The sequence below is a fragment of the Psychrobacter glaciei genome (assembly GCF_014652895.1).
Classification (GTDB): Bacteria; Pseudomonadota; Gammaproteobacteria; order Pseudomonadales; family Moraxellaceae; genus Psychrobacter; species Psychrobacter glaciei.
Genome location: NZ_BMZR01000003.1, coordinates 297,108 through 309,929, shown reverse-complemented (window position 1 = coordinate 309,929; position 12,822 = coordinate 297,108). Strand labels below are relative to the sequence as shown.

The 12,822-nt window shown below is 43.7% G+C and carries 10 protein-coding genes; 7 read left to right on the top strand and 3 right to left on the bottom strand.

The features are described 5' to 3' along the window. Window positions 1-9 precede the first annotated feature (9 nt). Window positions 10-1,494 (bottom strand): aldehyde dehydrogenase family protein, encoded by a 1,485-nt coding sequence (locus IE130_RS08910; protein WP_189584754.1) that lies wholly within the window; start codon window positions 1,492-1,494, stop codon window positions 10-12. Window positions 1,495-1,871: 377 nt separating this feature from the next. Between IE130_RS08910 and IE130_RS08905 the strand changes: the two genes are divergently transcribed. From IE130_RS08905 to IE130_RS08875, 7 genes are all read left to right on the top strand, one after another. Further along, window positions 1,872-2,474, top strand: a complete 603-nt coding sequence (locus IE130_RS08905) for a TetR/AcrR family transcriptional regulator (RefSeq protein ID WP_189584752.1) — start codon at window positions 1,872-1,874, stop codon at window positions 2,472-2,474. Between the two features lie 271 nt (window positions 2,475-2,745). Continuing rightward, the gene (locus IE130_RS08900; protein WP_189584749.1) at window positions 2,746-3,957 is read left to right on the top strand and encodes an iron-containing alcohol dehydrogenase; all 1,212 of its coding nucleotides are present in this window, start codon (window positions 2,746-2,748) and stop codon (window positions 3,955-3,957) included. Between the two features lie 319 nt (window positions 3,958-4,276). Next, a complete protein-coding gene (gene curA, locus IE130_RS08895; RefSeq protein WP_189584746.1) occupies window positions 4,277-5,326 on the top strand; it encodes an NADPH-dependent curcumin/dihydrocurcumin reductase in 1,050 nt (349 codons plus the stop codon). A gap of 174 nt (window positions 5,327-5,500) precedes the next feature. Further along, on the top strand, window positions 5,501-6,178 hold the full coding sequence (locus IE130_RS08890) for a type 1 glutamine amidotransferase domain-containing protein (protein ID WP_189584743.1): 678 nt from the start codon (window positions 5,501-5,503) through the stop codon (window positions 6,176-6,178). 30 nt (window positions 6,179-6,208) lie between these two features. Further along, window positions 6,209-6,844: a glutathione S-transferase family protein gene (locus IE130_RS08885; protein WP_010201074.1), complete on the top strand. Its 636-nt coding sequence runs from the start codon at window positions 6,209-6,211 to the stop codon at window positions 6,842-6,844. A 193-nt stretch (window positions 6,845-7,037) separates the two neighbouring features. Further along, entirely contained in the window at window positions 7,038-8,726 is a 1,689-nt protein-coding gene (locus tag IE130_RS08880; protein WP_189584740.1) for an MFS transporter, read from the top strand. 89 nt (window positions 8,727-8,815) lie between these two features. After that, window positions 8,816-10,093: an HlyD family secretion protein gene (locus IE130_RS08875; RefSeq protein WP_189584737.1), complete on the top strand. Its 1,278-nt coding sequence runs from the start codon at window positions 8,816-8,818 to the stop codon at window positions 10,091-10,093. Between the two features lie 294 nt (window positions 10,094-10,387). Here IE130_RS08875 and pdxH read toward each other — a convergent pair whose 3' ends face one another. Then, a complete protein-coding gene (gene pdxH / locus IE130_RS08870) occupies window positions 10,388-11,041 on the bottom strand; it encodes a pyridoxamine 5'-phosphate oxidase (RefSeq protein WP_189585264.1) in 654 nt (217 codons plus the stop codon). A gap of 239 nt (window positions 11,042-11,280) precedes the next feature. Continuing rightward, window positions 11,281-12,648 (bottom strand): phosphoglucosamine mutase, encoded by a 1,368-nt coding sequence (glmM, locus tag IE130_RS08865; RefSeq protein ID WP_010199765.1) that lies wholly within the window; start codon window positions 12,646-12,648, stop codon window positions 11,281-11,283. Window positions 12,649-12,822: the final 174 nt, after the last annotated feature.

The following is a 12,822-nucleotide window of genomic DNA, read 5'->3' as shown; positions in this document are numbered from 1 at the left end:
TTAAGGCAATTAGAACGGATATTCACGTGGCTCATTTTGCATTGAGATCCAATGTGTTCTAGTGAATTCTTCAAGTACCCACTCACCGTTGAAGCGACCGATACCTGAGTTTTTCTCACCACCAAACGGCGTATTGCTCTCATCATTGACTGAGATGTCATTGATATGAGTCATGCCTGCTCTGATACCGCGAGCGAAGCGCAGACCTTTTTGCATATCAGCAGTGAACACGGCACTAGACAGACCGTACATAGAGTCATTGGCGATCGATAGTGCATCGTCTTCATCTTTAGCACGAATGATACCGACCAGTGGTCCAAACACTTCATTACGTGATAGATCCATTTCGCGAGTGACTTCGGTAAAGATATGCGGTGGTACGACTTGGCCTTCGATCTCGCCACTTAATATCATTTTTGCGCCTTCTTCCTGCGCTTTAGCGATTTTTTCTTTGAGCGATTTGACTTGCTTGGCATTGATGATTGGGCCAACAGCGGTGTCTTGCTTGTTAGGATCACCGACGTTCAATGTTTTGACATGCGCTAAGAAACGCTCTACGAAATCATCATATATCTCGTCTTCAACAATCACTCTGTTGATGGCAATACAGATTTGACCTTGATGCAAGAACTTACCAAAGGCAGCCGCTTTTACTGCTTGCTCGATATCAGCATCTTTTAGTACGACAAATGGGCTGTTACCGCCAAGCTCAAGCGCCACTTGTTTGATGTACTCACCGCCGTTCGCTAACTCACCGATATGTTTGCCCACTGAGGTCGAACCTGTGAACGACACTAGGCTTGGCGCTTTGTGTTCAACGATGGCATCGCCTATCTCGCTACCTGAGCCAACTACCACGTTTAATAGACCTTTTGGCAGACCTGCTTCTTCAAATACTTTGGCCAATAGCAAACCACCTGTCACTGGCGTATCGCTAGCAGGCTTGAGTACCACCGCGTTACCAAGCGCTAGGGCTGGTGCGATAGAGCGCTGAGTCAAATGTAGCGGAAAGTTCCATGGGCTAATAACTGCTACGACACCGATAGGCTCACGATAAATAAAGTTTTCTTTGCCAGGGGTATTCGATGGGCGAATCTCACCATGTACACGGTTAGGGAACGTCGCTGCTTCAAGGGTAATCGCGCGCGTCGCACTGAATTCGACCATCGCTTTGATACGTGTGCTGCCCGACTCTTTGATTAGCCAATCAACGATTTCTTCTTGGCGCTGATCCAGTATGTTGACCACTTTATATAACACTGCGGCTCGCGTTGCAGGCGTTTGCTTAGCCCATGCTTCTTGAGTTTGGCTCGCAGCATCGTATGCTTCATTAAGCTGATCTTTGGTCGCTTGCTGAATTTCTACGAGCGTATCGCCATTATAGGGATTGGTATTAGTATTGCTGCTGTCGTCCTTACCTGTTTGCCATTCACCAGCGATGAACTGCAAATGGAAGTCAGTATATGCACTGGTAGTTGTATTGTTGGTTGACATAATTAGCCTTATTTTTGGTTTGTTGTGCTGAATATTTATTTTCGATTATTTGAATAAAATTATTAAGTCGGAGATATCTCAATTAAAAGCATATCTTATAAGTAGTAAGTGTGAAGTTATGGTTAAACAATTAGTTAAAAGCCATCAGTTAGAATAAAGACGCTGTGATAACGGATAACAACAAAACCTACCTTGCTAGACGACTGGTCTAATGCTACCATAGCTATCAATAAAACAAGACTACTTTGTCAGTAAATATTGTTGATAAAACGTAACACCTATAAATATATCCTATTACAATACGCTATCAACATGACGTTCAAATGAACGCTGACTACCTTATATAAATACTGCTATTAAAGGAGAACATCCTACCTATGTCTAACATAACAGACACTACTACACCCGATACCAAAGCTCATTTACTTGCGACTGGCTACCAATTAATAGCCAAAAAAGGCTTTACCGCTGTTGGTATCAAGCAAATATTGGATACCGCAGGGGTGCCCAAAGGCTCGTTTTATCATTATTTTGCCTCAAAGGAAGCCTTTGGTGAGTCGATTATCAGTCACTATTTTGTCAATTATAAGAATCGTTTAGAAGCGATCGGCGGGCAAGATGTGAGTGCGCAGCAAAAACTGTATAACTATTTTCAGAATTGGTACGACACCCAACAGAATGGCTGTGACCACGAGAAATGCTTGGTCGTCAAGCTTAGCGCCGAGGTGGCAGACATGTCAGAGACGATGCGTGAGGCGTTAAATGCTGGCTATCAGCAGACCGTCACTTGGCTAGCCACACAAATAAAAGCGGGCTGGGTCGATGGTTCTGTACCACAGCCTGACAATATCGCTGCCGAGAGTATGGCTAAGCGCTGGTATTTTGCATGGCTCGGAGCCAGCCTAATCGCTAAGACCAGTCAAACCAATACGCCGCTTGCGGAAGTCTGGCAAATGACGACTTCGCAAATGGGGCGCTAACGGCCGTTACCTATTCTCAGTCGCTGGTCTGAATCACCACTCTCATCACTAGGTGTTTTCAATGTAAAGCGCCTTAAGTGAAAAGCACCTTAATAGTAAATAACGGTTCATTGGATTCATATCATTTGGTTTACGATACTTTTGTAATTATTTACAGAAAACACTAGACGACCGGTCTAACTAATGTACAATGCCTGCAGATGTTTAAAACAAGCATCACGAATTTTAGCTTTTAATTTCAGACATACACTCTACAACTTTTAGGAAAATTATGAATAACTTTCAATATTACAACCCAGTACGTATCGTTTTTGGTGAAGGTCAAATCGAGCAATTATCAGATCTAGTTCCTACTGACGCCCGTGTTCTTATTACTTATGGTGGCGGTTCAGCACAGCGCACTGGTACATTAGACGAAGTAAAAGATGCTTTGTCTGCGAGTGGAAACCGTACTGTCTTTGAGTTCGGTGGTATTGAGCCAAATCCAGAATTCGTCACACTATTAAAAGCTGCTGACATGGTTAACGAGCACAACATTGATTTCTTATTAGCAGTCGGTGGCGGTTCGGTCATTGATGGCAGTAAGTTTGTGGCGCTTGTGGCTTCATTAACAGAAGAAGACGGTACTGTCTCACGCGATCAAGCATGGGATGCCTTGACAAGCTATTGCAGAAATATCGACTCTGCCGTTGATCTAGGTGCAGTCTTAACGATTCCAGCGACTGGTTCAGAGATGAACTCTGGCGGCGTTGTCAACTATAGCGAACGCCAAGCAAAACTACCGTTTGGTAACCCACTTGCCTTCCCTAAGTTCTCAATCTTAGATCCTACTAAGACATTGACTTTGCCTGAGCGTCAAGTAATGAACGGCGTTGCCGATGCCTTCGTCCATGTGATGGAGCAATACTTAACGTATCCAGTCAATGCAAAAGTGCAAGATGCCTTTGCTGAGAGCTTGTTGAAAATTCTGATTGAAGAAGGTCCAGCAGTCAAAAAAGACCCAGAAAATATGGAAACGCGTAAAAACATTATGTGGACAGCGACCATGGCACTGAACGGTCTGATTGGTACTGGTGTGCCACAGGATTGGACGACGCATATGGTTGGTCATGAATTAACTTCATTGCACGCTATCGATCATGCACGTACATTGACCATCGTTTTACCATCAGTGATGCGCGAGCTAAAAGAAAGCAAAAAAGAGAAATTGCTTCAGTATGCACGTAATGTATGGAACCTCACCGATACTGACCAAGATGATGACACCATCATTGAGACAGCGATTGTCAACACTGAAAACTTCTTCCGCGAGCTTGGCTTGCCAGTAAGTTTAGAAGATGTTGATTTAGACAATGCTGCCATTGATCCTATTATCAAACAACTTGAAGCTCACAACATGGTCAAGCTGGGTGAGCACGGCAAAAATGATCTTGACGTATCACGTCGTATCTTGGACCGTGCGGTTACTAGCAAGGCTTCGTAACCAACGAATACAGCAAACAAATGCGATGTTAGGTTAAATAGTATTTGTTTGTGATTGTCTTCCTTAAAGTGACACTATCCAAAATGATATTGTCATGAAAACAAAAGCATCGTCGAAATAAAATTATCATGAAAATAACAGTAACTATTCAACAGTGAGTAGTTACTGCCCTCTTAATCAGTCATTAGTTTTCAATCAGTAACTAGCCAATAACTATTAAAAAACGGCTATGCAATACCCAATGATTAAACAGTTAACTTTCTAAGTATTAGTCATTAACTGACAATCAACACTCAATAAATAAAAAAGGAGCTTTACTATGAGCTTTGAAAAACAACAAAACCAACAAAAAAATCGTCAAATCAAACTGGCCAGTCGTCCTACTGGTGAGCCAAAAGCTGAAAATTTTGACATGGCTACTAGCGACATCCCAACACCCAATAACAGTGAGATGCTACTGCGTACGGTCTATCTATCATTAGACCCGTATATGCGCGGACGTATGAGCGATGCCAAAAGCTACGCTGATCCCTTAGAAGTTGGTGATGTTATTATGGGCGGCACAGTCGCTCAAGTGGTCGAGTCAAATATTGATGGTTTCTCCAAAGGCGATTTAGTAGTCTCAAACTCAGGCTGGCAGGATTACAGCGTCAGTAATGGCGAAGGCATCCTAAAATTAGACAAAGACATGCCGAACCCCTCTTATGGTTTAGGTGTCCTTGGTATGCCAGGCTTTACCGGTTACATGGGTTTTACCGATATCGGCAAACCACAAAAAGGCGAAACTTTGGTTGTCGCAGCGGCTACTGGTCCTGTCGGTGCAACGGTTGGTCAAGTGGGTAATCAATATGGTCTGCGCACTGTCGGTGTCGCAGGCGGCAAAGAAAAATGTGATTTTGCGGTCAACGAGCTTGGCTTTGATGTCTGTATCGATCACAAAGCCGATGACTTCGCTGAGCAACTAAAAGCAGCATGTCCAGACGGTATCGACATCTATTACGAAAACGTTGGCGGTAAAGTGTTCGATGCAGTATTACCACTATTGAACGCGCATGCCCGTATCCCAGTATGTGGTCTAGTATCACAATATAACGCCACTGACTTACCTGACGGTAAAGACCGCTTGGGTATGCTAATGGGTCAAGTATTGGCCAACCGTTTAACCGTCAAAGGCTTCATCATCTTTGAAGAGTATGGCGATCACTTCCCAGAATTTTTAGAAACCATGAGCAAATGGGTAGAATCAGGTGATGTCAAAACCAAAGAATATATTGCTGATGGCTTAGATAATGCACCAAATGCCTTCGTTGACATGCTCAATGGTGATAACTTTGGTAAAACAGTGGTTAAAGTATCTGATGTCGAATAAATCGGTTGGATAACGAGTTAACAACATAATTTGTTAAGACAACCACTGAAAATGACATCTTAACCATGAATACTGTTGGCAGTCATCGCTACTATTGACTAAGTACGATTGGTTAAAGATGGCTGCTAACCATCAATCATTTAAAAACAACGTTAATAATAAATAAGGACAATCATGAATATTTTAATGGTACTAACTTCACACGATAAATTGGGCGATACTGGTAAGAAAACAGGTTTTTGGCTAGAAGAATTTGCCGCACCTTACTATGCTTTTCTTGATGCTGGCGCCAATGTCACGATCGCCTCTCCTGCTGGTGGTCAGCCACCGCTAGATCCTAGTAGCGACACACCAGATGCGCAAACCAAAGATACCACCCGTTTTAAAGATGATAAAGACGCTCAAGAGCATTTAGCTAACACCAAAAAACTGGCTGATATGAAAGCAGAAGACTTTGATTCAGTCTTTTACCCTGGTGGTCACGGCCCATTGTGGGATTTGGCAGTTGATGAAAACTCTATCAATCTGATCGAGACCTTTGTACAACAAGATAAGCCTGTTGCTTTTGTTTGTCACTCTCCTGCCGCGCTTAAAAACGTCAAAGTTGATGGTGAGTACCTAGTGAAAGGCAAAACCGTTACTGGTTTTACCAATTCAGAAGAAGACGCAGTTGGCCTTACGGATGTAGTGCCTTTCTTAGTAGAAGATGCACTTAAAGCCAATGGCGGTAATTACGAAAAAGCAGCTGATTGGGAATCGTTTGTGGTAGAAGACGGCTTGTTAATCACAGGTCAAAACCCAGCATCGTCAGAAGAAGCAGCTAAGCGTCTAATGGCAAAGCTTAACGGTTGATCCAATTAACAAAGTAAAAAGGCTACTATTATGATTCGTTTACACCATCTCAACCAATCGCGGTCGCTACGTACTTTATGGCTTTTAGAAGAGCTTGGCGTCCCTTATGAGATCGTCAGTCACCAGCGCGATGCTAAAACGCATCTGGCACCTGATAGCTTAAAAGCTGTACATCCTCTTGGTAAATCACCGGTTATTGAAATGGATGGTGAAATATACTCGGAGTCAGGGGCCATTACTGAGCTATTGATCGAACGCTTTGCGCCAGATCGTTTGCGCCCTGCTCCTGATAGCGCCGATTATGGGCATTATCTACAGTGGATTGACTTTGCCGAAAGCTCGCTGATGTTGCCATTGATGCTTGAATTGTTTACCAAAAAAGCAGGTATCAATGACAATGAGTTTTTGAACGGTTATATAGAGATAGAAAAAACCCGACTGTTCAAATATCTAGACACCTCAGTTGAGGGTAAGTCGTTTATTGTGGGTGATAAATTGAGCGGTGCTGATTTTATGCTGTCGTTTGACTTGATCATTCTTGCTCAACGTCAAAAACTGGACGCTTATCCACATATTAAACAATATGCTGAAAAGCTGGCCAGTCTTGATAGCTATCAACGTGCGATGAATCTTGAAGCTGAGCATGACGAGTCAAAGCAAGCGTAAACACGCTTCATAATAAATGCTCAATAAAAAATATGATAAAATAGCCCAAGTCTATCTTGGGCTATTTTTGTGGTTTTATTCCATTAATAACTGTACTAAGATCAGTTGCTGACACGCGCAGCTAGCGCCGCCAATCATAGGGGAGCTGTACCATGTCCTTACTCTATTCATTCACACAAATCATCATACGCCCATGAGCAACGAATACCAGTTTAAGCCCCACGAACAACCAATGATGGTGGGCTCTCCAGCCAACCCTGACCATCCTGCACGCCGTAAAGTGTTTTATTTACTGATTGGAATTTTCGTCGGTCTCACAGCCAGCTTCCAAAATGGTCTACTTGTCGCAAATCTCACTCAAATTCAAGGCCAACTGGGATTAACGCCCGCCGAAGGGGGTTGGATATCTGTCAGCTACAATATGACCAATGCCTGTATCACCGTTCTACTGTACAAAATTCGCCAACAATTTGGCATGTCACTGTTTAGTAAAATCACCCTGTTTTTTCTGTTAGCCGCCACGAGTCTACAGTGGCTGATCAGTAGTCACTTATTAGATACGCCTAATATCGGCATCGAGCCCTATTACCTAGAGATTGTCGCAAGGGGACTTAGCGGTATGGTGGCCAGTGGCATGACCATATTGGGCTTATTTTATTGCTTGCAAGGTATGCCAGCTGTCAAACGTACTAGTGGCCTAATATTGGGCTTTGGCTTGGTACAGTTCGGTATTCCATTATCCCGCATCATCTCGCCCTACCTCACCATCGATGGTCAGCTTGAAAGCTTATTTCTATTCCAATTTGGTTTGGCACTGATTTGTTTTGGATTGATTAATATCTTAGAGCTACCACCAGGTAATACAGAAAAAGTATTTGAGAAACTCGATTTTCTCAGCTTTGGTTTTTTTGCCAGTGGTCTGGCTGCATTAGCGGTCATTTTGGTGCAAGGTAGGATTCTGTGGTGGACGACACCTTGGCTTGTCTATCCACTGATGATTGCCATTGTTGGAATCAGCATCGCCTTATGGATTGAAACGCATCGCAAAAACCCAATGCTGCAAGTTCGCTGGATGCGTAGCCGCAATATTATCGCTTTTATGATTACGGGCGCTGTCATGCGAATTTTGCTATCTGAGCAAAATGTCGGTGCGGCAGGATTACTTGCCAACTTAGGCTATGGTAACCATCAGCTCATTACTTTTTATGCGGTCATATTGGCTGCCAGTGTGTTGGCTTTGGTGATTAGTATTTTTAGCACCAATCCGATGGATTTACGCCGACCCGTTATTTTTGCAGTGGCATTGATTGCATTAGGCTCTTGGATGGATGTGGGTGTGTCTATTAATTCTGCACCCTATATGTTTTATCTCAGCCAATTTTTGATTGCATTTGCTGCCGTGTATTTCATGGGGCCTCTGGTTTTTGAAGGATTTTTGCGTGCGATTGCCAGTGGTCCTGCCTATATTATTAGTTTTTCCGTTATTTTTGGTATTTCACAAACGGTGGGCGGCTTGGCAGGTGCAGCGGCAATCCAGGCATTTACAACCATTCGTACGCAAGTGCATTATGCCGATATGGTCAGCTCACTGAATTTGGGTGATCCTACGTTCAGCGCTCAAATTGCTGGTACTCGTAGTATATTGTCAAACCAAACGACGGATGCAGCGCAAGCGAATGTTGGGGCAATGAGCCAAGTATTACAAGGTATTCAGCGCCAAGCAACAGTCTCCGCTTATGGTGATTTGTTTTTTATCATGGCCATTCTATCAACTGTGGCTACTGCTATGTTATTACTCAATTATTTTTACTATCGTTATCACAAACGCAATCCTCTGGCCAAAGAGCTTGCTGTTATTGCAAAAATGCGTGAACCAAAATAATGCCTTTTATTGCATGAGTGATTTTTCACTTTATTGATTTATCGCCACACCGTGTAAGTATTTGCTAATTAAACATTTAGGAGCGCGTCATGAGCCAAAAGAAACCCAGTGAACTGAATCAAACACCTCAGACGTCAACTGATGCTCCCATAACAGACGCACGTATTGCGTCAAATACCGATAACAGTCAGGCCGAAAATCCTACAATAGAGCAAACGGATACCTCTGAGACAAATCCAGCTACTGACATACAAAAAGGCTCACGTGATGAGACGCCTATGCCACCAAAAGAACCTATCGCAGCGGCTACTGGCTGGTCGCCAAAGAAAAAATCCTATCTGAATTTAGGATTATTGGTTGTAATGATTGTCATTGGTGTGGCATTGATTTTATATGCATGGAAGCTGCCACCCTTCACGCCTACTGTGCAGCAGACCAACAACGCCTTTGTAAAAGGACAAACCACCATTATTAGCCCGCAAGTATCCGGCTACGTCACCGAAGTAGCCGTACAGGATTTTGCCAACGTAAAAGCGGATGACTTACTAGTAAAAATTGATGATCGTAGCTTCCGGCAACAGCTTGAGCAAGCACAGGCCAATATAGAAGTGGCCGTTACTAACCGCTCTAGCAACACTCAAGATACTCAATCAAGCCAAGCACAAATTGAAGCACGTGAAGCCGATTTATACAGTGCCAAAGTGAGTGTCGAAAGTGCTCGTGAAGATGTCAATCGATATCAAGGTTTGGATGCTATCGGCGCAGTATCAAAGGCAGAAGTTGCTCATACAAAAGCACAACTTGCGCAAGCACAGGCAGGCGTCCAACAAGCTGAGGCTAATTTACAAGCAGCTCGTGAAAACCGCAAAAAAACCAGTGGCAGCCGCTCCTCTTTGGACGCGAACATAAAAAATGCTGAAGCAGGTCTCAAGCAAGCACAGATTAATGTAGATAACACCATCATCACCGCACCTGAAGCGGGACAGTTGAGTCAGGTCAGTGTCAAAGAAGGTCAATACGTTAGTGCTGGCACCCAGCTGATGTATGTCGTTCCTAAAGGCGTTTGGATTATCGCGAATTTTAAGGAAACGCAAGTCGCTAATATGGCAATTGGTGAACCTGCAACCATCCATGTTGACGCGCTTGGTGGTGCCAAATTCAGTGGTCATGTCAGCAATATCTCACCAGCGACTGGTAGTGAATTTAGCGCAGGCGCGGCAAACCCTGCGACTGGCAACTATATTAAAATAGCCCAGCGTATCCCCGTGCGTATTGACTTAGACCAAAATCAGGCTGAGCTTGCTCAATTACGTCCCGGTATGTCGGTCTCTGTCGATGTAGATACTAATATCAAAGCGAAAAGCTAGATTAAAGCGAAAAACTATAAGGTCTGTTGAACATTCAAATATTAGGACTGATGATATCAATTTTTCTTGCTTGCTGTGCCTGTGCAGACAGAGGCGACAAAAAATTGATATCAGCAGTATTGTCGCGTTTTTGAGGTATTTTAACTATAGATTAAAGCAAAAAACTGGGGCATATTAAGTACGCTCTAGCATAAAAACCCCCTTTAAATACCAGTATAAAGGGATTTAAAGGGGGTTTTGTTTAGCGTTAAAACAAGCTGACATCTATCAGCCTCACACCTATTAATTTAACGTCTAAGGTAATAAGCGCTTAGTTGTCCAACCTGCCTTGTCCTCGTTGCTATCTTGGGTGTACACAATACGGTCATGCATGCGGTTGGCACGACCTTGCCAAAATTCAATCTCATTGATCGTAATCTCATAACCGCCCCAAAACGCTGGTGTTGGCACTTGGCTGTTTTCGGGATAATCAGCTTGTAGCTGGTCAAAGGTCTGTTCCATAACTTCTCGGTTAGCAACTTCACCGCTTTGTGGTTGGCTGACCCATGCGCCTACTTGACTATCGTGTGGACGCTTTTGGAAGTACGTAGCTGACTTATTGGCATCTATTTTAGCAATGCTACCGCTGATACGGACTTGCCGCTCAAGCTCATGCCAAAAGAACAGCACTTCTGCATTGGGGTTCTCAGCGATATCTTGACCTTTAGCACTTTCATAGTTGGTATAAAATACCACACCAGTCTCAGTAATCTCACGCATTAATACAATACGCACACTGGGTTTATTATCTGCCCCGCAAGTAGCAAGGCTCATCGCATAGGGCTCTTGCACTTTTTGCTCGGTCGCATCGCTAATCCAACCTTTTAATAGCTCAAATGGTGATGTAGGAATCGACTGCTGGTCAAGAGCGCCTTTTTCGTACGATAAACGTTGATCGGTAAAGTCCATGCTCATAACTATTCCTTGATTGCGTTATATTATTAAGCCCTTTTTAATGACCTATTTATCGAGATTATTAAGGCGTGTCTTCATTTCAAAAATGGTGATAAAAATGAGATAAATTACAGTCAAACAAGAAAAATAGTGCAGATAATATCGGGATATTAACCAGCTATTTGACGATGTTTAGCAAGATTTAGCCATTTTCAGCCCATTGAGATGACTATCGAGTGAATTGAAGACACGCCCTAGCCCAATACTGCCTTAATCTGCTCAGCCAAATCATTGGCCATCACATCACACTCTATCTCATCATCTGACTCGACCATCACTCGAATCATCGGCTCAGTGCCCGATTGACGAATCAACAGACGACCACGACCCTCTAGAGTAGCACGTGCTTTATCAAAAGCGGTGACTAACTCTTTATGCTCAAAAGGATCTTGCATGGTAGATAAGCGTACATTGACCAGCTTCTGTGGCAGTACTTCAAAGCCCTCTGTAAGGTCACTTAGAGCTTTATTTTGCGCTTGCATAACGGCCAATACTTGTAAGCTTGCAATGATCGCATCGCCCGTACGGCTCTTGTCTAAGCATAATATATGCCCAGATGGTTCACCACCTAGTATCCAGTCGTGAGCGGCAAGCTCTTGCATGACATAACGATCGCCTACTTTTGCACGAGTAAAGGCAATACCTGCCTCCTTCAATGCCAACTCTAGACCCATGTTAGTCATGAGCGTACCAACCACCCCTACCGCAGGCGTTTTGCCTTGGGTGGCAAGCACGTATAAAATGCCATCGCCATCGACCAGTTTACCCATCTCATCGACCATCACGATACGATCACCGTCACCATCTAAGGCAATACCGACATCCGCTTCGTGCTCAAGTACGGCTTTTTGCAAGCTCTCTGGATGGGTCGAGCCGCAGTCAGCATTGATATTGATACCGTCTGGCGTATTATTAATAGCAATCACGTTGGCACCAAGCTCACGCATGACTCTTGGAGCAACGCTATAGCCTGCGCCATTGGCACAATCGACAACAATAGTTAGATGAGCTAAGTCGTACTGATAAGGGAAGCTGCCTTTACAGAATTCAATATAGCGACCTTTAGCATCGTTAATTCGGTTATTTTTACCCAATTGTGCTGGATCAAGAATAGGCATGAGCACATCGCTGCCATTAGAGTCACTCATAATGGCTTTTAATTTGTCATTAATCGCCGTTTGCATCTCATCGGTCAGCTTTTTACCGTCAGCTGAGAAGAACTTAATGCCGTTGTCATAGTATGGATTATGAGATGCTGAGATAACGACGCCTGCATCTGCATGAAAGCTGCGAGTTAAGTGAGCGATAGCTGGCGTTGGTAATGGGCCAAGCATGTTTACATCTACCCCTGCTGCGTTAAAACCGGCCTGTAGCGCCCCTTCGATCACATAGCCTGAGAGACGAGTGTCTTTGCCAATGACCACGCTCGGCTTACGGCTAGGATTGTCATTGTTTTCTATGAGCACCAGTCCAGTCACATAACCTAATTTTAGAATAAAATCAGGGGTGATCGGTAACTCACCAAATTTTCCGCGAATACCATCAGTGCCAAAGTAGCTCATTACAAATGTTCCTCAAGTCTAAAAATGAAACGCCAGACGTACGCGCAGGCAAGGCAATAGTTATTATAATCTATTGGTGTATTTTACAAAAAAAACAGCCAACAATGACGGGGCATTGTTGACTGTTTGTATCCTGATGTCACTGTCATGCTGTCTGTCAGTGACTATCGACGT